General features: G+C 61.6%; 21 protein-coding genes and 1 pseudogene. 6 read left to right on the top strand and 16 right to left on the bottom strand.

The genetic code is table 11. The features are described 5' to 3' along the window. From AC0V2S_RS24875 to AC0V2S_RS24810, 14 genes and pseudogenes are all read right to left on the bottom strand, one after another. Positions 1-295: pseudogene (locus tag AC0V2S_RS24875) on the bottom strand (hypothetical protein); the annotation flags it as partial. Between the two features lie 534 nt (positions 296-829). Beyond that, complete coding sequence (locus tag AC0V2S_RS24870; RefSeq protein WP_475512056.1) at positions 830-958, bottom strand: hypothetical protein; 129 nt, start codon at positions 956-958, stop codon at positions 830-832. A gap of 36 nt (positions 959-994) precedes the next feature. After that, on the bottom strand, positions 995-1,327 hold the full coding sequence (locus tag AC0V2S_RS24865) for a hypothetical protein (RefSeq protein WP_475512055.1): 333 nt from the start codon (positions 1,325-1,327) through the stop codon (positions 995-997). 384 nt (positions 1,328-1,711) lie between these two features. After that, positions 1,712-2,380: a glycosyltransferase family 2 protein gene (locus AC0V2S_RS24860; RefSeq protein ID WP_475512054.1), complete on the bottom strand. Its 669-nt coding sequence runs from the start codon at positions 2,378-2,380 to the stop codon at positions 1,712-1,714. Then, on the bottom strand, positions 2,377-2,988 hold the full coding sequence (locus AC0V2S_RS24855; protein ID WP_475512053.1) for a class I SAM-dependent DNA methyltransferase: 612 nt from the start codon (positions 2,986-2,988) through the stop codon (positions 2,377-2,379). Before AC0V2S_RS24855 ends, AC0V2S_RS24860 begins: the two co-directional genes overlap by 4 nt. A 9-nt stretch (positions 2,989-2,997) precedes the next feature. Beyond that, positions 2,998-3,684 carry a PIG-L deacetylase family protein gene (locus tag AC0V2S_RS24850; RefSeq protein ID WP_475512052.1) on the bottom strand — a complete coding sequence of 229 codons (687 nt, stop codon included), beginning with the start codon at positions 3,682-3,684 and terminating at the stop codon, positions 2,998-3,000. Positions 3,685-3,757: 73 nt separating this feature from the next. Next, entirely contained in the window at positions 3,758-4,780 is a 1,023-nt protein-coding gene (locus AC0V2S_RS24845) for an acyl-CoA dehydrogenase (RefSeq protein ID WP_475512051.1), read from the bottom strand. A gap of 29 nt (positions 4,781-4,809) precedes the next feature. Further along, positions 4,810-6,975 (bottom strand): glycogen debranching protein GlgX, encoded by a 2,166-nt coding sequence (glgX, locus tag AC0V2S_RS24840; RefSeq protein WP_475512050.1) that lies wholly within the window; start codon positions 6,973-6,975, stop codon positions 4,810-4,812. 24 nt (positions 6,976-6,999) lie between these two features. Further along, entirely contained in the window at positions 7,000-7,497 is a 498-nt protein-coding gene (locus tag AC0V2S_RS24835; RefSeq protein ID WP_475512049.1) for a DUF2934 domain-containing protein, read from the bottom strand. Beyond that, complete coding sequence (locus AC0V2S_RS24830; protein WP_475512058.1) at positions 7,494-10,328, bottom strand: malto-oligosyltrehalose synthase; 2,835 nt, start codon at positions 10,326-10,328, stop codon at positions 7,494-7,496. The genes AC0V2S_RS24835 and AC0V2S_RS24830 overlap by 4 nt, the downstream gene beginning before the upstream one ends. 4 nt (positions 10,329-10,332) lie before the next feature. Then, entirely contained in the window at positions 10,333-12,435 is a 2,103-nt protein-coding gene (malQ, locus tag AC0V2S_RS24825; protein ID WP_475512048.1) for a 4-alpha-glucanotransferase, read from the bottom strand. Next, positions 12,432-14,204 (bottom strand): malto-oligosyltrehalose trehalohydrolase, encoded by a 1,773-nt coding sequence (treZ, locus tag AC0V2S_RS24820; protein WP_475512047.1) that lies wholly within the window; start codon positions 14,202-14,204, stop codon positions 12,432-12,434. The genes malQ and treZ overlap by 4 nt, the downstream gene beginning before the upstream one ends. Further along, a complete protein-coding gene (gene glgA / locus AC0V2S_RS24815; protein WP_475512057.1) occupies positions 14,204-15,739 on the bottom strand; it encodes a glycogen synthase GlgA in 1,536 nt (511 codons plus the stop codon). Before glgA ends, treZ begins: the two co-directional genes overlap by 1 nt. A gap of 258 nt (positions 15,740-15,997) precedes the next feature. Next, a complete protein-coding gene (locus AC0V2S_RS24810) occupies positions 15,998-17,122 on the bottom strand; it encodes a mechanosensitive ion channel family protein (protein WP_475512046.1) in 1,125 nt (374 codons plus the stop codon). 238 nt (positions 17,123-17,360) lie between these two features. Here AC0V2S_RS24810 and AC0V2S_RS24805 point away from each other — a divergent pair, with 238 nt between their 5' ends. The 4 genes from AC0V2S_RS24805 to AC0V2S_RS24790 all read left to right on the top strand — a co-directional run bounded on the left by AC0V2S_RS24805 (position 17,361) and on the right by AC0V2S_RS24790 (position 18,876). Beyond that, positions 17,361-17,687 (top strand): hypothetical protein, encoded by a 327-nt coding sequence (locus tag AC0V2S_RS24805; RefSeq protein ID WP_475512045.1) that lies wholly within the window; start codon positions 17,361-17,363, stop codon positions 17,685-17,687. 48 nt (positions 17,688-17,735) lie between these two features. Further along, entirely contained in the window at positions 17,736-17,936 is a 201-nt protein-coding gene (locus AC0V2S_RS24800; RefSeq protein ID WP_475512044.1) for a hypothetical protein, read from the top strand. 81 nt (positions 17,937-18,017) lie between these two features. Next, positions 18,018-18,350: a YgaP family membrane protein gene (locus AC0V2S_RS24795; protein ID WP_475512043.1), complete on the top strand. Its 333-nt coding sequence runs from the start codon at positions 18,018-18,020 to the stop codon at positions 18,348-18,350. 100 nt (positions 18,351-18,450) lie between these two features. After that, positions 18,451-18,876 carry a hypothetical protein gene (locus AC0V2S_RS24790; protein WP_475512042.1) on the top strand — a complete coding sequence of 142 codons (426 nt, stop codon included), beginning with the start codon at positions 18,451-18,453 and terminating at the stop codon, positions 18,874-18,876. Positions 18,877-18,916: 40 nt separating this feature from the next. On the opposite strand, the gene AC0V2S_RS24785 is transcribed toward AC0V2S_RS24790, so the two are convergent. Next, complete coding sequence (locus AC0V2S_RS24785; RefSeq protein ID WP_475512041.1) at positions 18,917-19,426, bottom strand: rod shape-determining protein; 510 nt, start codon at positions 19,424-19,426, stop codon at positions 18,917-18,919. A 197-nt stretch (positions 19,427-19,623) separates the two neighbouring features. Here AC0V2S_RS24785 and AC0V2S_RS24780 point away from each other — a divergent pair, with 197 nt between their 5' ends. Further along, positions 19,624-19,989 (top strand): type II toxin-antitoxin system RelE/ParE family toxin, encoded by a 366-nt coding sequence (locus AC0V2S_RS24780; RefSeq protein ID WP_475512040.1) that lies wholly within the window; start codon positions 19,624-19,626, stop codon positions 19,987-19,989. Next, on the top strand, positions 19,980-20,303 hold the full coding sequence (locus tag AC0V2S_RS24775; protein ID WP_475512039.1) for a helix-turn-helix domain-containing transcriptional regulator: 324 nt from the start codon (positions 19,980-19,982) through the stop codon (positions 20,301-20,303). The genes AC0V2S_RS24780 and AC0V2S_RS24775 overlap by 10 nt, the downstream gene beginning before the upstream one ends. Positions 20,304-20,327: 24 nt before the next feature. On the opposite strand, the gene AC0V2S_RS24770 is transcribed toward AC0V2S_RS24775, so the two are convergent. Then, complete coding sequence (locus AC0V2S_RS24770) at positions 20,328-21,131, bottom strand: TatD family hydrolase (protein ID WP_475512038.1); 804 nt, start codon at positions 21,129-21,131, stop codon at positions 20,328-20,330. Between the last annotated feature and the right edge of the window lie 264 nt (positions 21,132-21,395).

Raw genomic sequence — 21,395 nt, 5'->3', positions numbered from 1 at the left:
GGTGAAATAGCCAGGCGCAGAAAGTGACCCTGCGACCTCTTTCTGGGTGTGGCAGTTCATTTACCTGATAGTTGCTGCTTTCTTCCGGCGTGTCGTTTCGCGACACCTGGCCGCTAAAGGTCTGCGTCCAGTTGCCGATGCTGTCAGGCCTTCCACGCGATACGTCCGTAGGAGTCCTGATCCTGACCGCAGCAAGATTGATCTGGTTACGCAGTATCAAACCGGTGCTGCCGTCTTCCGGCGGCTGGTGGTAGTTGCTTGCCGCAACATCGCGCTCGGCGTTGTTGGTGAGCAAAGACAGTTCGGAGTTTCCAGGCTGTAGTGCGCGGCAACCAGCCCGTTGGCGCAGTGATCCGGGCAAGGGCCGAGGGCAATACCTTGTTGAAGTGCAGCCTGCCAGGTATCGAGCTCGGTGCTGCTGATGGCGCTGTCGTGCGTGTCGGTAAACTCGACGAGGGTGATGCGCTCATCCTTGGAGAGTGTGACCAAAGCCTCGCCTACCACCTGACGATCCAAACGATACGCACGGCCAAGGGAACATCGAAAAAGTGCTCTTGAAACTCTCGGGGCAAGCCTTGGGCTTGAGCCATCACGCTTAAATACGCCAAAGGTGCTGCGACAGTCTGCGGTGACGTCCCCGCGCATACAGCGACAGCGACAGCGGCAACTAATTGAGTAAACCGAGACATGATGAGCACCAAATTTTCAGCGAAGCGGTACGACCTGTTCGCGCGATGCGCAAGCGGGCAAAAAATTGGGTAATGCGGGGAGTACGCGTGGCGGCGCGCCTATCGCACGCCTGTGCGATAAGCGCGTCTACCTGGCTCAGTTAGATGGAGGCATCAAACGACAGCTGCACGGTGCCGCTGTAGTTGCCTGGGGTGTAGTCGCCCTGCCGAGTCGGGATGATTTCCAGGTTTACGGTAGAGGCCGCGGCTGCGGCGGTTTTGGTGACCACGATGTATCAGTGGTGGAGAGGCTCACGCTGTTGAATTTAACGGTCAGCGGGATGCTCGCGGTTGCACTGGTCAGTGAGGCGGGGTGAGCAATTTTCCGGTAATAGACCCACCGGTGTTTTGACATCAAATTGTTTGGTCAGGGTGGACAGGTCGCCGCTATAGGGGTTGTACGAAAGAACTTGCGTCTGGGTGATCCAGGACGATTCTTTTGGCAGGACATAGAAGTCAGAAGATGGAACGTTGGCTTCGAGGGAGATGGTGTGACTGACCGGTGCTGCAACAGCTTGAAGCGAAGCGGCAGCGATCAGCGCGAACAGGGTGGATTTCAGAAAGGTCATTTGAGTTACATCCCAGAAAATTAAGTTCAAGTTGGCTCCACATTGGCTGCACTCAGTGAGTTGCGCTTGGCCGTATGGAGTGGCGCTAATTTAATGAGCGGCCAACGTTGGGGATGTAGGGCATTTCTAGCGAGCGTGTATTAATAGTCCTGCAAGATCTGGGGTATATGTTCGGAGCACTGGAGGTTGTCTTGCGAGGATTACGTCTATAACAAAGCCTTCAGCGGCGGTCGTTGACAGCTGACGGCATAGCGCACGTAGGACGCTGCTCGGAGAGGGGAGTCGAGGGTGTGGGAAGAGGCAACTTGCTACTTAAGGTCGGGCTGATGAGTCGCGACCAATGTAGTCGGGTTCTGAAGGTAAAGCGCTTAGGTATCGTTGCGTCCCGCCTGAGAGGGGACGCATCCGTTTGGGTTACAACGGCACCTGCTGCGCCCCCGTCAACGTACGCAAATAATCGGCAAAACCACCGACCATCCGCACCTCCAAACGTGCACTGGTGGTCACCTTCGGCAGCGCTGTCCAAGCGATGCTCGCGCCGCTTTGTTGAAAGCGCGAAACGAGTTCAACGTCTTCGTCAACGGCCAATGGCTGAAACCCGCCGGCGCGAATATAGGCCAGGGCGCTGAATCCCAGGTTGGCGCCGTGGATATGCCGGTGGCCATCGCCATCGTGGTAGCGGCCTTGGTACTCGGCCTGAACTTCATCCGGAATATCGCCCCAGTCGTTGATCTGCACGGTGCCGCACACCATGTCGGTGTTTTGCTGCAACTGCGCCACCAACCAGTCTTCGCCTACCTGGCTGTCGGCGTCGGTGCAGGCGAGCCAGCGTGCGCCCTGGTCGACCAGCAGGCGCACGCCCGTTCCTCGCGCTTGGCCAACATTGCGCGCATCCACGGCAATCGAGGCCACGCCATGGGCCAGGGCAATCTGCGCCGAGGCGTCGGTGCAGCTGTCGAGCACCACCAGAATATGGACGGTTTCCCCATCCAGAGCCGGGTGCGCGGCGGCGCGTTGTACGGCTACCAGGCAGTCGCCCAGCAGGGTTTCTTCGTTGTGTACCGGGATGATCACACCAATCATGTTGCTCTCCTGATCAGGCCTTCTTGCTCAGCTACCGAAGTGGGGTTTTCGCACCACACTTCCAGCAGTAAATCGGCTTCCTGGTGCCAGACCAGGCGCGGCATGCGTAGTAAGTGGTGAAGCTCGTCGTGCACCTGGTCGCCGGTGTGCGGGCAACCGTCGATAGGTGGGCGCCAGTGGCAGGCGGCGATAGTGCCGCCCTGGGCGAGGGCGTAACGCATGCTGAAAATAAGTTGGGTGAGGTCGGTGCTGTCGAGGTAGTAACCCAACTCGCTGAACACGATCAGATCGAATTTTCCGGGCGGCCATTCCTTGGGCAAACGGCCTTGCCAGAACTGCACGTTGGAGCGGTGCGCGAGGCGCGCCTGAGCCAGCTCGATGGCGGTGGCCGAGGTGTCGCAGCACAGCAGTTGCCCGCTGCGGTTGGCCAGTTTGGCGCTCAGCTCTCCGTTGGCGCAGCCCAGCTCCAGCACGCTCATATATTTGCGCTGCGGCAGACACGCCAGGGTCAGGTTGCGCTTGCGCCGCTCGTACCAGCGGGTGCGCATCGCCCAGGGATCGGCGTCCGCGCGGAACATGCCTTCGAAGTAGCTATCGGCCACGCTCATGATTCGCCCTCACACAAACATCAGTTCAAACGGTTGCTGCAGGCGCTCGAGGGCGCAGGCGGGCAGTACGGGTGGCAGGTCGGCTTGCGGGTCTGGATGAATCTGGCTGGCAAAGGCTTGTATGGCGTGGCGTTTGCGCGCTTGGGTAAAGGTGTCGAGGGGTAGTTTGCGCGCGCGCTCCCACGGGATGCGGGCGTCTTCCGGGTCGGCCCAATGCCAGGCCCAGATGGGGATTTCACGCAGGGGTATCTGCGCCTGTTCGCACGCAGCGAGGCAGGCGCGGGCAGTGGCTTCGTGGTCGCTATGGCCGTCGCTGCGCCAGGTGGTGAACAGCACGTCGTTGGGCAGCAGATAGCTCAAGAGGAACTGGGTGAGTTCGTCTTCGAATAGGTGCACTTGCGTGTCGGGGTAACCGCCGTGCAGCCATTTGTACTGGCTTTGGTCGAGGCCCAAACGGCGTAGTGCTTGAGCGCTTTCCAAGGGGCGGGCAATGCTCAGGCGCTGCGGCGTCCAGTAGTGCGAGCCCATGTTGCTGCCGGTGCCCGCTGTGACGGAAACCAGCAGCAGCGGAATGTTCTGCCGTGCGAGCAACTGCATCAGCCCGCCGCAGCCCAGTACTTCGTCGTCGGGGTGCGGGGCGACAATCACGGCGCGCGAACCTGCCGGCATCAGCTGATCAATGTCGATGGGCTGCACGTTGCTCAGGCACCGGGATTGGTTCCAGGCCAGCAGGGTGTGCCGATAAGTTGGCTATTGATCAGGTTCGGTTTCATAGCATCCAGCTTCCTTCTGGTTCTTCGGCAACCCGCTCACCTTGAGCGGCCAAGTCGCGTTCTGCATGGCTCTGTCTTACATAGACCGGCAGGTCTGCCAGCAGTTGTGCAAATTTTTCATCGCGACAATACGGCGCTGCGCCCAAGGCTCGGCCAACGTGTTCAATGGCTTGCGCGGCGGCGAATTCACACTGGCTGCGCAGACGCCGGACCAGGCGTTCGGCATTGGCATAGGGGTGTTCGTCGATCCACGCGGCGCCGGCACGCAAGCTGTCGGCGGCGGCACTCAATGCCGTATCCAGTGCGCCCAGGTGGGCCAGTGCGTGGGGCTCATCGCGTTTATGACAGTGAGTGCGCAGTGCCTCACCCAAGGCCTGCGCGGCACCGAACCAGCAGGCGCCAATGCCGGCGCCGCCTTGCCAGAAGCCCGGGCGTTGCAGGTAGGCGCCGGGTGGGCCGATCAGGTGGCCGCGTGCCTGGTCGAAGCGCACCTCCACGCTGGCGGTGGCGGCCATGCCGACGGCATTCCAACCCTCGTCGGTGACGTCGATACCCGGTTGTTGCAGAGCGACGGCGACCAACTGCTGCTGGCCTTCTTCGTCCCAGCAGGTGAGCAAGGCGTGGCTGATTTCCTTGGCACCCGAACACCAGGCTTTCAGGCCATCCAGGCGCACATCCTTGGCGGAAGTGCGTGCGTTGATATGCACTTTGGCTTGCGGCGGTTCGGCGGCCCACATGCCCCAGGTGCTGTCGGCCGGCATTGTGTAGTCGGCCTGCACCTCGGCGATGATCGCCAAGGCGTCGGTGTGGCCTTCATAGAGTTTGCACAGGCTAAGGTCAGCCGCCGCCACGCTGGCCAACCCGCGCCAGCGGTGCAGGGTGGCACCGCTGCCCGGGTAGGGCAGACGGTCCAGGCCTTCGTTTACGAGTTGGCTAAGGACCGCGCCGGGCTTGCGCACCGGTGCGGTCAACGTGCGCAGAAAGGTCTGCAGATCGGCATCGCTGTAGTGGCGTTCCATGCTGTGTGCTCCTCATGCGCGTTGGCTCTTTATGAACTGGTATCGCGCTGGAGCTCGAACAGCAAAAGCGAACGGCCGGTGACGGTGAATTCGGCATCGAATTCAAACGATTCCTTGCTGTGGTCTTCCGGCCGATTGCTGTCCAGCAGGCAGGTCCAACCGGTGCCGCCAGCGACTTCCGGCAGGGTAAAGTTCACCACGTCGCTGTGCGAATTAAGGATCAGCAACAAGGTTGCGTCCGCCCCTTTACGGCGAATGCCGGTGGGTTGTGCGCGGCCGTCCATCAGCATGCCCAGGCAGCGAGCGTGCGGGTCTTCCCACTGTTCCGGGGTCATCTCGTTGCCGCACGGCGACAGCCAGGTGACGTCTTTTACGCCCAACTCCTCGTTGTATTGGCCAACCAGAAAACGTCCGCGGCGCAGTATCGGGAACGCCTTGCGCAGGCTGATTACCCGGCGGGTGAAGTCCAGCAGGCTTTTGCCTTCTTCATCGAGGTTCCAGTCGACCCAGCCGATTTCATTGTCCTGGCAGTACACGTTGTTGTTGCCGCCCTGGGTGCGACTGAATTCGTCGCCGGCGACAATCATCGGTGTGCCCTGGGACAGCAGCAGCGTGCCGAGCATATTGCGCATCTGGCGCAGGCGCAGGCTGCGGATTTCCTGGTCGTCGGTGGGGCCTTCGGCGCCGTGGTTCCAGGAGATGTTGTTGTCGCTGCCGTCGCGGTTGTCTTCACCGTTGGCGTCGTTGTGCTTGTGGTCGTACGACACCACGTCACGCAGGGTAAAACCGTCGTGGGCGGTGATGAAGTTCACCGAGGCAAATGGCCGGCGGCCGCGCTGGTTGAACAAGTCGCCCGAAGCCGTAAGGCGGCTGGCGAGTTCCGCCACTTGGCCTTCGTCGCCACGCCAGAAGCCGCGTACGGTGTCGCGGTAGCGGTCGTTCCATTCCACCCAGCCCGGCGGAAAACCACCGACTTGATAGCCGCCGGGGCCGCAGTCCCAGGGTTCGGCGATCAGTTTGGTTTTGCTCAGCACCGGGTCCTGGCGGCAGGCGACCAGAAAGCTGTGGCGTTCGTCGAAGCCGTCGGCGTAGCGGCCGAGGATGGTCGCCAGGTCGAAGCGGAAACCGTCCACGCGCATTTCAGTGGCCCAGTAGCGCAGCGAGTCGGTAACCATCTGCAGCACACAGGGGTGGCTTAAATCCAGGGTGTTGCCGGTGCCGGAATCGTTGATGTAGTGGCGCTTGTCGCTGGGCAGCAGGCGGTAGTAACTGGCGTTGTCGATGCCGCGCATGCTCAGGGTTGGGCCCAGTTCATTGCCCTCGGCGGTGTGGTTGTAGACCACATCCAGAATCACCTCGAGCCCGGCGTCGTGCAGGTGCGCCACCATCTCTTTGAATTCGTTGATATGGCCGCTGGCGGAGTAGCCGGCGTGGGGCGCAAAGAAGGCGATGCTGTTGTAGCCCCAGTAGTTGTTCATGCCTTTTTCGAGCAGGTGTTTGTCGTCGACAAACCCGTGAATAGGCAGCAGCTCGATGGTCGAAACGCCGAGCTTTTTGATGTGTTGCAACAGGTCGGGGTTCATCAGCCCGGCATAAGTGCCGCGCAGGTTTTCGGCCACCGAGGGGTGACGCATGCTGGTACCGCGCACGTGGGCTTCGTAGATGATGGTGCTGTCCCACGGCACGCGCACATTGGGGCGCTCGCCCCAGGTGAAGGCCGGGTCGATCACTTTGCTTTTCGGCACGAATTTGGCGCTGTCGCGCTTATCGAAACTGAGGTCGGCATCTTTGTGGCCGATGGTGTAACCGAACAGCGATTCGGACCATTTCAGTTTGCCCACCAACTGCTTGGCGTAGGGGTCGATCAGCAGTTTATTGGGGTTGAAACGGTGCCCGGCGGAAGGCTCGTACGGGCCGTACACGCGGTAGCCGTAAATTTGCCCGGGGTGCGCATCGGGCAGGTAGCCGTGCCAGATTTCGTCGGTGTATTCGGGCAGCACGATACGTTCGAGTTCGGTTTCGCCGGTGCTGTCGAACAGGCACAACTCCACTTTGGTGGCGTGCGCGGAGAACAGCGCAAAGTTGACCCCCAGGCCGTCCCAGGTGGCGCCCAGTGGGAACGGGTGGCCTTCGGAGATGCGCGATTGCCGCACGACTTGCGGTGCCGAGTTCGGCGTTTTATGCGGCTTGGTCATTGGGTCTTTTCCTCAAATTGTGAGTCAGGCTTTTGGCGGTTTGGCGGCCGGTTTTTTCGCTGCTGGCTTGCTGTCGGCTGGGCTTTTCTTGGCCGGCAGCGGAGGCTTGGAAGCAGTCGGTTTGGGCGGCGCCGCTGGCGATTTCGGGGCGCCGGTTTTGGCGCTGGGCGATTTCGCTGGTGGGGTTTTCGGCGCGGCGGGTTTATCTGCCGGAGCCTTTTTTTCCGCTTGAGGTTTGGATGACGCCGCCGGCTTTTCGGTCGGAGTTTTTTTCACTTTCGGTTCAAGCAGGGCCGGTTTTTCGGCTTTGGCTTTCGCCGGTTTTTTGGCCGCCGGAATGGCTGGGTTAGGCGCCACCAGGCTTTTGCCTTTTACTGTTTTATTAGCGGCCGGCACGCCGGCTTCGGAGGCCGCCAGCTTGATTGCCATTTGCCAATGGCGTTCAGCCTGGCCGTCGGGTTTACCTTCCGATTCCCAGATTTGAAAGGCGAATTCACGGACGCGTTTTTCATCGATGCTCATGGCCGAGGCTCCTGAAAGGGGTGCAGCAGGGTGACCGGGAAATCCCGCAGTAGGTGGGCAAGGTCGAGGCGCCCGTCTACCGGCGTATGGCTGCCGGCGGTAAAGGCGCTGATCAGAGTGTGATGACTAAGGTGGGGCGGCAGCAGCAACTGGGTGTCGCCCCAGGCGCTGTCGGGAATCAGGGGTGTTTTTTTGCCGTCGAGTAACCCGGCGGCCAGGCGCGGCAGCAGCACGATGACAAAACGCTCGTCGTCCAGATGGCGGGCGAAGGCCAATACACGCGCGGCCTGGCTGCCGACCACCTGCAATGGCAGCAACTGGCCACGGGCGAACACCTGTGGGTGGTCCGCGCGCAGGTTCAGGGTGCGCTGCACCATCAATTGCTTGAGTTGGCCGCCGTGCCAGTGGTGGATCAGCTCGGTAAGCGGGCGCGGATGTTCGAGGGCGGTGCGGCGTGCGGCAAAATCCACCGGGCGACGGTTGTCCGGGTCTACCAGGCTGTAGTCCCAGAACTCGTTGCCTTGGTACAGGTCGGGTACGCCCGGGGCGGTCATGCGCAACAGCGCTTGGCTCAGGCTGTTCAAGGCGCCGCTGGGCGCCAGCGAATCGGCAGCGGCGGCGATTTCGCTGCGCAGTTCCAGCGCCTCGGGGCTTTGCAGTAGACCTTCGAGAAAACGCCGGCAGGCACCCTCGTAGTGTTCGTTGTTGGCGCTCCAGCTGCTGCGCAATTTTGCTTCGCGCAGGGCTTTTTCCTGCCAGCCGAGCAGGCGTTGCAGGTAGGCATCCAGCCGCGGTTGGTCGTCGCCCGCCAGGCCCAATGGCCAGCTGCCGAGCAGGGTCTGGTAAAGCATCAGCTCATCGCCAGCGCTTGGGGCCATGCCGTCGGCCAGCTCTTCACGCAGCGGCGCGGCCATGCTCCACCAGGTGTCAATACGCTCGGCGAACCAGGTGGAGCGCTCGCTCAACACGGCCAGGCGGGCGCGGGTGTCTTCGCCGCGTTTGTGGTCGTGGGTGGCGGTGGTCAGCAGGTTGTCGGGGAAGTGTTCCAGGCGCTGCTGCCAGATGGCCTGAATATCGGAGAGCGGCGCGCTGAAGTGCTGCGGGTCGAAGCCCACATCGTTGCGTGAGAGCAGCACCGCGCTGCGGTAGCAGGCGGTGTCTTCCACGGCTTTGGCGGCGGCCGGCGAGGTGAGTTGCTGGAAGCGGGTCAGCAGTTTCTGCCGCTGTTTGCGCGCCGGGCCCGGCGGCAAATCGCGCAGCGGCTGGGCGCCGAGCCAGCGGTCGAGGTAGGCGAGCAGCGGCCAGTCGGCTTCACCGAGGCTGCCGTGGGCAGCGTCCAGGGCTTGCTGAAAAAACACCTGGTCTTGCGCTGAGCGGCCATGGCCACCGGCGTAGGTGCGGTACACCGGAAAGTGCACGATGAGTTCCAGCAGGGCGCGGCGGATGGAGCCTAGGGTGAGGTCGCGGGTGGCGATATCGTCGCGCGCTACGAGCAGCAAACCTTGCGCCAGGGCTTCCAGGTCGCCGGCCAGGGTGCCGTTGAGCACCAGTTGCCGGGCCTCGCGCACTTCATCCATAAAGTTGGCGGTGCGCCCGCTGCGTTGCTCCCACAGGGCAGCCAGTTGCAGCTCGCCGATGGGGTCGTGCTGCAGCTGCGACACCTCGTTCATAAATTCATAACCGGTGGTGCCGTCTACCGACCAGTTGCCGGGCAACTGCTCGCCAGCGCCGAGAATTTTTTCCACGTAAATCGGGAAGGGCTGGTTGAGCAGCGCTTCGGGGCGTTTGCCCAGCAAGCCATTTACCCGACGGCGCAGTTTGCGGCAGTAGGTGCCGGGGTTGGCCAGGCCGTCGACGTGGTCGATACGCAGGCCGTCCACCAGGCCTTGCTGGATCAGCTGAAAAATCTTGCCGTGGGTGGCTTCGAACACGCGGTTGCGCTCCACCTTCAGGCCGCCCAGTTCGTTGATGTCGAAAAAGCGCCGCCAGTTGATGTCGTCGGCGGCGGTGCGCCAGCTGGCCAGGCGGTAGTGCTGGCGTTCCAGCAGTTGGTGCAGGTTGTCAAAGGCGGACTGCTTAAAGCTGCCTTCGTCGTCGTTATGCCCGGCCACCACTTCGAAATGGCTGAGCGCATCCGCCAGGGCCAAGCCTATCTCCGGCACCTGCGCCACTTCGGCCAGTTCGGCACGAATCTGCCGGGCGCTGTGCCAGGCCAGCGGGTCGACGTCCAGGCTTTCAAAGCGTGCGGCAAAGGCTTGCAGCGTTGGCTCGTCGCTGGTTTTCAGAATGTCGGCGAAGGTGGGCGGGAAAAGCGGAAAGCGGTGTTCGTAGTGCTGGGCGTAAAGGCTGCCGGTTTCGGCTTCGAACTTGAGGAGAATTTCACCATTGGCCAATACCTCGCCGTAGTCGCTGCGCAGAAATGGCACCAGTAACTGGCCGACCATCAGCGGGTCGTGGGAGCGCCACTGAATATCGAAGAAGTTGGCGTAGGGGCTGGTGGGGCCCCATTCCAGTACGTCGAGCCACCAGGGATTGGCGTCGCCGCCGACGGCCATATGGTTGGAGACGATGTCCAGAATCAGGCCCATACCATGGGCGCGCAGCTCGCCCACCAGGCGCACCAACGCTTCTTCGCCGCCTAGCTCGGGGTTGATGCAAGTGGGGTCGACCACATCGTAGCCATGGGTGGAGCCAGGCCGCGCCTTGAGAATTGGCGAGGCGTACACATGGCTGATGCCCAGCTTGGCGAAGTAGCTCACCAGCGGCACGGCGTCGTTCAGGGTGAAGTCTTTATGAAACTGCAGGCGGACAGTCGCCGTCAGCGGACGCAGTGGCTTACTCATGGCGGGCCCTCACAGTGGGCGCCAGGTGGTCGCGAGCGCGGCGGGCCTGGTCAAGGCGTTGCAGCCGTTGGGTAGGTTCGGGCCGGTCGAGCATTTCGTTGGCGTTGACTGCCCAACGCCGCCGCCAGTTGGGGTGTATGTCGCCCGGGCCGGGGAGGTTGGGTTGCTCGAACTCGCCCATGGCGTCTTCCAGCGGCAGCAGCACCAGAGGGGCTGGCGTACTGCCGAGAAATGACACGCTGGCGTCCAGTTGCTCGGTGATGCTGTTGTCGCGGATCGGCAGCAAGGCGCAGTCCTGCAGGGCTTTATGCAGGCTGTGTTTTTCCCAGTGCCGGTGGCTGCGGTCGTTGGCGCTGTGTTCCTCGTCCGTATGCCCGGCCGTTTCACGCCACTCGATATCGCGGCCTTGCATCCAGCCGTGCAGGGTGGGCAGGTCGTGGGTGGTGGTGGTCGCCAGGGCGTCGGCAGGCCAGTGCGGCGCGGGGATAAAGGCACCGTCCTTTTGTTCGAACAGCAGCACGCGCATGCCCAGCAGACGACTGCGCGCCAGTTCCTCGCGCAGGCCTTCGGGCACGGTGCCGAGGTCTTCGCCGATCACCAGCGCGCGGTTGCGCCACGACTCCAGTGCCACCAGCCGCAGCATGTCTTGCAGCGGGTAATTCAAGTAAGCACCGGCTTGTGGCGGGGCACCTTGCGGTATCACCCACAGGCGTTGCAGCCCCATCACATGGTCAATGCGCACGCCGCCGACGTGGGCGAGGTTGGCTTGCAGCATTTCGATAAAGGCACGGAAACCGTTACGGCGCAGGCCATCCGGGGAGAAGGCGGAAATACCCCAGCTCTGCCCCAGGCGATTGAGCACATCGGGCGGCGCGCCGACGGTGAGGCTTTGCAGCAGTTCGTCCTGACGCGACCAGGCCTGGCTGCCGGCGCCATCGGCGCCCACGGCCAAGTCGGCGATCAGGCCCACTTTCATTCCGGCATTCAACGCGGCGGCCTGAGCGCGGCCCATGCCGCGAGCGATCAGCCATTGGCAAAACGCGTGGTAACCCACTTCCTTGGCGTGGTCGGCGGCGAACAGATCGACGTCGGGGTGATGCGGGTTGCGGTAGTGCTCGGGCCAGGTGCGCCAGTCGCCGGAAAGCTCGTGGCGCACCATAAATCCTTGCAAGGCCTCGAACCGGCAGTGCTGCAGCAAGGCGTCGCCGCCGCAGAGCAAGAACTTGTCGAAGTCGGGCGTCAGCGTATTGTGCTGGTCGCTAAAGGCTTGATAGAGCTGGCGCAACAGGCGCTGGCGGCTGTCGCTGACGGCCGGCCAGTCGATCAGGTCCAGGCGTTCGAGCTCCGCGCGCTTGTCCTGCAGCCCGCAGATCTGCAGCGCATCGTTCACGGCAGCCTCGCCCAGCAGCAGCTCGGGCGCAGCGTGTTGGGCGTTGAACATCAAGCGGCTGGAGGGCGAGTAGGGGCTGTACTGGCCCGGCCAGGCGCTGAACATGGCGTGCAGCGGGCTGATGGCCAGCGCGTCGGCGCCATGGCGGGCGGCGCTGCGGGCGAGGTCGGCGAGCGCTTGCATATCGCCGAGCCCGCCGTCGCCGTTGCGTCGCAGCGAATACACCTGGGCGGTCAGGCCCCAGATGTGTTTGCGCTGGCCATCGGTCAGTTCTTCCACCGTGAGGCAGGCGGGCGGCGCCACGGCAATGGTGAGCAGGCGTTCGCCGATTTTCAGGCGGTGGTAGCCGTAATGGGCGATGGGCGGCAGGTTGCCGTTGCCATCCAGACGGCCATCGATTCGCTGGCCATCTTCGAGGTGCAGGCGGAACGGGGTGTTGGCGCTGAACTCGCTGGCCAGCGACAACGGACGATTCATTTCATGGGTAAGCAGCGGGTCGAGTTGACTGCGTTGTTGCTGCTGTTGATGGTTCAGCTGCGCCAGGCTGGCCGCGATTTGTTGCGGGCTCTGGGCGGCGTAGCCGAGGCTTTCCAGCAGGGCGCGCTGGGCGTCGACGGCTACCCGTTGCGGGCGGGCGTTGGCGTCGATCCAGTCCACACTGAAACCTGCCGTGGTGGCCAGCCTGGCCAGTTGTTCGTCGCTCATGCGCTTTCCTCGAGAGATGCCAGGGCACTGAAGGGCCCGCGTAGGCCCTGTTGTGCGGCGTGCAGGTCAATACGGTTGCCAAAGATCACCCGTGCCGCCGAACTCAAGGGCGGGGCGGTCACGGAGTCGGCGCTCAGGTTGATGTCGATGCGCAGCTTGCTGCCGTCGGCGAGTGTCCAGTTGGCGCTCACGGCTTTGTCGCCGAGCACCTGTACATGGCCGGACTGGCTGCCGGGCAGGCGCGGCACGATCAACGCGTGGCGCAGTTCCAGCAGCTTTCGGTAGTAGATGCGCCACGCCTGGTGGGTAGGGTCGATATCCGGGGCGTAGTCGGGCAACGAGGCATTGAAGGTGCCGAGTTTGTTCGGGTCGGGAATGCTGTCGCGGATGGCGGTGTCCTGGAACACGGCGAAGTCTTTGAACTCGTTGCGCCGGCCATCACGCACTGCCACGCCCAATTCGTCGTGGTGGTCGGTGAAGAACAGAAACGCCTGGCGCGAGCCCCATTCTTCGCCCATGAACAGCAGCGGAATCATCGGCGAGAGCAACAGCAGCACTGTGGCGGCCTTGAGCGCGTCGGGGTCGCACAGGCAGCTGAGCCGTTCGCCAAAGGCGCGGTTGCCGACCTGGTCGTGGTTCTGCAAAAACAGTACAAACGCGGTGGGCGGCAAATGCCCACTGGGTTCGCCACGGGCGTGGCCATGGCGGTTTTCCTGGCCTTGGTACACAAAGCCTTCTTGCAGGCAGCGCGACAGTTTTTCCGTCGGTTGCTGGGCGTAATCCCGGTAGTAGCCCTCGTGCTCGTCGGTGAGCAGCACATGCAAGGCGTTATGGCCGTCGTCGTTCCACTGGGCGTCGAAACCGGCTTGCAGCAGTTCAGCGCTGTTGTCTTCGTTTTCCAGCACCAGGTGCAGGTGGCGCTCCAGCGGCACGGCGGCGCGCAGGCGCTGGGCCATTTCCACCAGAAAGTCTTTCTCGCTGATGGCGTGCACGGCGTCAAAACGCAGGCCGTCGACGCGGTAGTCCTGCACCCACATCAGCGCGTTTTCGATAAAAAAGTCACGCACTTGGGGGCGGCGAAAATCGATGGCCGGGCCCCAGGGCGTGGAGATGTCGTCGCGAAAGAAATCCTTGGCATACAGGCCGAGGTAATTGCCGTCGGGGCCAAAGTGGTTGTAGACCACGTCGATAAACACCATCAGCCCCAGGCCGTGGGCGGTGTCGATCAGCTCGCGCAATTGGTCCGGTGTGCCGTAGGTATTTTGCGGGGCGAAGGGCAGAACGCCGTCGTAACCCCAGTTGCGCTCGCCGGGGAATTGGTTGAGCGGCATCAATTCGATGGCGGTAATGCCCAACTCGACCAGATCGGTCAGGCGCGCTTGCACGCCGGCATAGCCGCCCAGTACGCCCACGTGCACTTCATAGAGCACGGTTTCGTGCCACGGGCGGCCACGCCAGTCTTCGAGTTTCCAGGTGTAGGTGGCGGGCGAGGTGAGCAGGCTGAAGCCGTGCACGTCGTTCTGCTGGGCGCGGGAAGCCGGGTCGGGCACCTGCTGCCCTTCGTTGATGCGGTAGGCATAGGCGCTGCCCAGCGGACAGGGCAGTTCACGGCAAAACCAGCCGTCCTGCTCTTTGTTCAACGGCTGGGTGTGGCCGTCGCCGAACACCACTTCAACACTGGTGGCGTCAGGCGCCCAAAGGGCAAAACGGGTATTGCCCTCGTCTAGGTAGAGGGCGCCATGAGCCGGCCGTAAGGTCGGCGTGGGCATCAGTAGGTGCCTCGCGCGCGACCGGCTTGGTGTTGCAGCAGCTCTTTGTAGAGGCGGTCGTAGGGTTCCACCGACTGTTTCCAGTACAGCGGCGAGGCCATGGCGCGGTAGCGCATGGCGTTGAGCAGGTCGGGGTATTTGAAGACGTTGAGGGCGCGTTGCACGGCGTCCACGTAGCTGTCTTTGGTGGCGCGGCGGAACAGAAAACCGGTCACGCCATCTTCAATGGTGTCGGCCAGGCCGCCGGTTTTGCGCGCGATTGGCAGCGAGCCAAAGCGCTGGGCGTACATCTGGCTCAGGCCGCAGGGTTCGAAGCGTGACGGCATCAGCAGGAAATCACTGCCGGCAAACATGCGCCGGGCATCGGTTTCGTTGAAGCCGACGCGCACGCCGACACGGCCGGGGTAGCGCTTGGCCATTTCCAGCACAGCCTGTTCCAGCTCCGGTTCGCCACGGCCGATGATGGCCAGACGACCGCCGCCGTTGACGATGGTGTCGACCACTTCCAGGGTTAGATCGATGCCTTTTTGTTGCACCAGGCGCGAGACCACGGCGAACAGCGGGCCGTCTTCGACGTCCAGACCGAACAGCTGTTCCACATAGGCGGCGTTGCGTTTTTTGCCGCCCAGATTGGTGACGCTGAAAGGCGCAACCAGGTGCGGGTCGGTGCGTGGGTCCCAGCTTTCGTCGATGCCGTTGGTGATGCCGCTCAGGTGACCCTCGTGGGTCTTGGCCTGCAGCATGCCTTGCATCCCGCAGCCAAAGGCTTCGGTGGTGATTTCTTCGGCGTAGGTGTGGCTGACGGTGGTGATGTGGTCGGCATAGGTGATGCCGGCTTTGAGCAACGACAGCTGGCCGTAGAACTCCATGCCTTCCTGGCCCAGTGCTTCGGGCGGCAGGCCGAGTTCCGGGCTGCAGTGCTTGTCGATCATGCCTTGGTAGGCAAGGTTATGAATGGTGAACACGCATGGCGTGCTTTGCTTCTGCCATTTCATATAGGCCGGGGTGAGAGCGGTGGGCCAGTCGTTGGCATGCACCAGGTCTGGCACCCAGCTCATGCTGGCGTGGCCGGCGGCGATATCGGCCGCAGCCAGGCCCAGGCGGGCGAAGCGGATATGGTTGTCGGGCCAGTCGCGGCTGTTTTCGTCGCCGTACGGCGTGCCGTCGCGCTCGTAGAGTTCAGGGCTGAGCAGCACGTACACGATCAGGCCGTCCGACAGTTCCATACGCCCGACTTTGCACGGCGGCAGCGCGGCATGGCCGGCAATTTCACCGATCACGCGCATCGGGTTGCCGCTGTTGAGTACTTGCGGGTAACCGGGGATGAGCACGCGAATATCGTGCTGGCCGGACAGGGCGCGAGGCAGGGCAGCGGACACATCGCCCAAGCCGCCAACCTTGATCAGGTCGGCAAACTCGGACGTCACGAAGAGGATTTTTTTCTTATTGGGATAGATCGTTTTAGGCGTGTGGGTTTCCACGGGTGTTTGAGCCTTTGGGGCGACAATCGAAGCGAAATTGTCCAGCCGGTCCATCGCTATTGCAGTTCCCATACTTTCCTCCCATGGCGCGACCCGCTTGGGTCAGCGCGCGTTTCGCTTAGGCAGCCGCGTAAGTTTCTCCGCGCATTGGCTGGGCCAATACGACATCTGATTTGTGTTGGAGTGGATTGGCCCTTTGAAACAGGTCGTTGCCCCTACTTAAGTGCTGACTGGCCGGTCTGCGAAAAAGTTTCTACTTTTTTTGCCGTCGCGCAGGCAACGGGCGCAGGTGGCGCAAGGGGCGGCAGGGGATTAAACAGGGGGTTGGCGTTCGGGTTCGGCGATGGGTTCGTGGCGGTGTGGGTTGACCACTTCGGTGGTCGGGCTGGTCTGAAAGGCGGCGCGCAATTGCGGCAGGCAGTCAGGGTGTTTGTGGCTGATAAAGTTGATCAGGTTTTCGCGGATGTAGCAGCGCAGGTCCCAGCCGCTGGAGGAGTCGCGGGTGCTGACCAACACCCGTAGCTGGATGGCGCGGTCGCTGGTTTCCACTACTTGCAGCACGCTGACGCGGCCGTCCCACAGTTGCGGCACCTCTTGAAGCAGGCGTTCGAGTTCCTTGCGCAGCGGGTCCAGCGGGATGGCGTAATCGACCCAGAAGGTGATGGCGCCGGTGAGCGATGACGACACGCGGGTCCAGTTCTGAAACGGGTTTTCGATAAACCATTGCAGCGGCACGATCAGCCGGCGGTCGTCCCAGATGCGCACCACCACGTAAGTGCCGGTGATTTCTTCAATGCGGCCCCATTCGTTTTCAACGATCACCACGTCGTCCAGGCGAATCGGCTGGGTGATGGCGATTTGCAAGCCGGCGATCAGGTTGCCCAGCACTGGCTTGGCGGCAAAACCGACGGCCAAACCTGCCACGCCCGCCGAGGCCAGCAAGCTGCCGCCGAATTGGCGGGCGCTGGGGAAGGTCATCAGCATGGTGGCCAGTCCAAAAAGCAGCACGAAGAAGCCCAGGGTGCGTACCAGTACGCGGGTTTGCGTCTGGATGCGGCGGGCGCGCAGGTTGTCGGCGATGTCTACCGGGTTGTGGATCAGGATCAGCTCCTGCACCGCAGCCACCGCACGCAGGCCCAGCCAGGTAAAGGTGCCGATGATGGCAAGCGTGGTGACATGGCGCAGGGCGCCGATGAGCATCAGGTTGTCATCGGCGGCCGTCCAAACGGTTTGCAGGCCCAGCAGCGGCAGCAAGAGGCACACCGGGGCGCGCAGCTGGCTGACCATTTCCCGCAGGAACGGCACCGGTCGCGCCAGGCGCTCCAACACCTTGGTGAGTAGCCGCGAGGCGATCATGAGCACCAGAACGGTGACGGCGGCGGCAAGCAGGGTTTTCAGTTCGGCGACAGGTATGTAGCTGCGAATTTCGTCGAGCATTGGCGGGTCCCGGTTTGCTAAGCGTGTTTTTAGTGACCGGGGCAGGGCAGAGGGGTTCAGGCTTTGAAGCGTGCAAGTTGCATGATGGCGTTTAGGGTGCTTCGTGCAGATTGCCATCGGCGTGAGATCAGTTGGTTTTGTAACTATATGAAAAGTAAAGATAAAAAGTAATCGGTTGGGTTGGCGTTCATCTTGCAATTTCTGTCCTGTGCAAAAACAAAATTGTCAGGAGCAGACCATGCAACCACTTACCGATCTCTATGTATCCGCCTTCCCAGGCCACGACGTTTCCCTGCAACCGCGCCCGGATGGCACGTTTGTATTGGCCCTCAAAGGCGCCAACAAAGAATCGCTGATCAAGGTGATTGCTGGCCAAGCCGGTTACAGCCAGGCGGCTGCAAACGACGAGATTCTGAGCCTTAAACGTGAAGTGCTGATCCGCGATAACGCGTTGAGCGGCACCAGTGCCCATTGCACTGCTCACAAGCTGCCTACTTACAGCGGTCAGGAACTGAGCCTGCGTGCCATGCAGACCCTGTTCAACCGCCGCCGCATTTCGATTTAACCCGGATAGTTGCGACTTAATCCGAATAGTTGCGACCAGGAGGCGACCATGAACGCATCAGCAAAAGTGTTGGAAAGTTTTTTCAGCGACCGCCTGGCCGGTCAGGAATTTGTGGTGTGTCTGCCTGAGCTGTACGCCCAGGTGCCTGACGAGCAGCCACCGGAAATTCCGGACAACGTGCCGCCTGAACTGCCACGTGGCGAGCCGACCGAAAACCCGGAATTGCCGCAACCGCAGGATGCGCGGTAACGCAAAGCGGAGCGTGAAATAGGGAACGTACGCTGCGCCAGCAGGTCGTTTACCTATACCCAAGCAAACAAGGAGAACGTAATGGTCGCTTTTGAAGCGTTGGCCCGTGAGCTAGAAGCTCATCCGCAAAATGTTCAAGGTTGGGAACGAGCAATCTGCATCACCAGTGGCGTGGCCATGGTGGGTACCGGTCTGCGTCACGGTGGCCTGCTTGGCGCTGTGCGTGCAGCCCTCGGCAGCGTTGTGCTGATTCGTGGCCTGAGCGGCCGTTGCCCGGCCAAACGCGTAATCGCTGAACGGTTCGATGAATTGCAGGTTGTGAAAGCCAAGCTCGAAGCCGCCGCTGCGCAACTCGCGGCGTTGAACGACGCTGGTACCAGAAGAGCAAATAGACGTCACCCCGCGGACGACTAAGCGCCGGCGCCACCTATTGAGTGGTGCCGGCGTTTTGCGTTCGCCGGGCGAATGGCGCAAGTGCTGCTAGGCTGATTGCCTGGCTTTAGGAATAACTGCCATGAACACCACGCGTGTTGCTTCGTTGTTTCTGCTGTTTGTACTGCCTATGTACATCGTCATGCCGGCGCACGCCGACTGGCTGGAAGTGCCGGATGGCCGCCGGATAAACGGCCAGGACTCCATCGAGGTCATCAACCTGCTTGATGGCACCCTGAAGTTCGCCCTCTGGGCCGCGGGCCGCGACGACCTGGCCTGCCGTGTGCGCGGGGTGGCGAAAAAGCAGGGGCCTGGGGTTTACCTCTATCAGGAACAAAGCAGCCAATGCGTGCTGCGCATTTTCGCCCAGGCTGACCGCCTGGTTGCCGAAGACCAAGGCGACAACTGCCGCTCCCTCTATTGCCCACAGACCGCCAGCATTGGCGTGCGCAGCTTCTTGCTGGGTGGGGCTATGCCGTTGACGGAGCAGATTAATGGGGGGTGGTGAGTGCTTTGGTGCGCAAGGTGCCCAGCTCGTGAGTCATGGCTTATTCCCTAGGGTTGTCCGCTTTAAATGCGCTCAGGTCGAAGTGCGTCGCCACTAAATCCGTGCCTTCATACACCCTCGTTTCACGGGCACCTACGCTCACCCCCAACTCCTGAAACGCCCGGCGCTCAATGATGGTAAGACCGCCTTCGGTCTTTTCCATTGGGTGGATGATCACGAAGGGCGCCGGGGTGAATAGCGATTTGGGAAGTACCTTCTTGATTGCCAGCTTCAGCAGCGCTTGGCCTGATGGAAAGTCGGCAAACAGGACGCGGGGGTGTGAAAACGGGTTGATGGCCTCTTCCTGAGGGTTCATTACCGCCAGTGCCGCCCGGCCGATGCCGCTGATTGCTTTCGTCTTTTTATTTATTACAAGCCACGGCTCGTCTTCGAAAAGCATGCCGGTGGAAAAATCGGTGATTCTGACCTTCGACTCCCAAAGCTGAATGTAGAGGGTCGTTCCAAATCGATTGATGAGCTGTCCTAGCATGGCGTCCTGCAAACGGTTCAATGGATGAGCGCACGTCAGAATAAAGGCCTCGTTGTTTTTTGTCCTTTACCTCTCTAGTACCCCGTCGAAAAACAGATCCATCCGAAACTCCCCTGCACCGCAGCTGGCAGGGCTGCTCCTGTGCGCGCGGCATGCTGGTCGAGCTGATAAATGGATTATCAGCTTCCCCTTTTGGTAACACATAGGTTACTATTGCCATGCCTAGAGTCGTCGAGTACATACGCAAGGATAATTCCAGCACTTACAAACGGTGGTTTGACGCATTGCCGGTGCAAGCGGCAACCAAGATCGCTACGGCGCAGCTACGGATGGAGTTGGGCAACACCTCGAATATCAAGTGGTTTGCAGGGATAGGCGAGTATCGAATCGATTGGGGGCCGGGTTATCGCATCTACCTGGCCAAAGAGGGCGACACATTGATCATCCTGTTCGGCGGCGGCACCAAGGCGACTCAGCCTGCAGATATCCGCAAAGCGCAGGCCCTGTTCGCTGAATACAAAGTGCGTAAGGCCGAACTGGCAAACGGTTCGGCTAACCCAGAGGAGACGCTGTCATGGCGCTAACCCGAGATTTCAAACAAACCATCGTAGAACGCGTGGCCCGCGAACCGGAGTTCGCCAAATCGCTCCTTGATGAAGCGGCCTCGCTGTTTCTCAATGGCGAGCCCGATGTAGCGCGGTTAATCCTTCGCGACCTGGTCAACGCCACCATCGGCTTTGAGCAACTGGCGTGCGAAACCCAAAAAGGCAGCAAAAGTCTGCACCGCATGCTGTCTCCCACCGGCAACCCGAACATGGATAACCTGGCAGCCATCTTCAATGCGCTGCGCACCAGCCTCGGTTTACAGATTGAAGTGCGCGCGGTACCGGCGGCTTAAGCAGGCTGTCCGTCAGCGAACCATTCACAGCGAGGGCAGGTTGAAAAACGCCCTCGCGCACGCCGTGGTGTGTGCGGCCAGGTGCTCTGGCGTTTCCTGCCGATGCTTCGCCACTTCATTCAGCACCTCCGGCAAATACGCCGGCTCGTTGCGACCATTCTTTGGTTTCGGCCGAAGGGTGCGTGGCAGCAAGTACGGCGCATCGCTTTCCAGCATCAGCCGGCCGACCGGAATCTCTTTCACCAACGGATGCAGATGCGTGCCGCGGCGCTCGTCGCAGATCCAGCCGGTGATACCGATATGCAGGTCCAGATCCAGGTAGCTGAACAGCGCGCGTTTTTCCCCAGTAAAGCAATGCACGACGGCGGCAGGCAGACGGTCGCGGTAGTCGCGCAGAATTTCCAGCAGGCGCTGGTTGGCGTCCCGCTCATGCAGGAACACTGGCATTTGCAGGTCCACGGCCAGGGCCAGTTGTTCTTCCAGGGCTTTCTCCTGCAGCGGGCGCGGGGAGAAGTCGCGGTTGAAGTCGAGCCCGCATTCGCCCACGGCACGCACTGTTTCTTCCTTTAATAGCGCGCGTAGTTGTGCGGCGCTGGCGGTGGTCCAACTGCTGGCGTCGTGCGGGTGGACCCCGGCGGTGCTAAATAGGCGATTGCCGCATTCATCGGCTTGGCGGCACAGCTCCAGGGCTTTTTCGCTGCCTTCCAGGCTGGTGCCGGTGAGTAGTAACTGGCACACGCCAGCTTCATACGCGCGGGCGAGCACTGCTTCATAGTTCTGGGCAAAGCTGTCGTGGGTCAGATTGACGCCAATGTCGATGAGTTGCATGGTGCTACCTCACTGCGAAGCGGTGCAGCTTACCATCTCCATGCTTTCATCTATAAAGTCTTAAAATACAGTTGGTTATGGTCAACTGTTAAAGCGGTTGCACACTTTGGCTGGCATCGGGCAGCCAGCTGTGCGAACCTCCGCGCCCCGTTTTGCCAGGCAACTAGTCGCTCCTTGCCGAGGAACTAGTGCTTGCGCCCGCCACTCTGAGGCGATCGGAATTTTACGGTGACCCCGCCAGCCTCTCTGGCGCGGCCCCTGGAG

The organism is Pseudomonas sp. CC11G (assembly GCF_056174845.1).
This window is presented reverse-complemented; position numbering and strand designations above follow the sequence as displayed.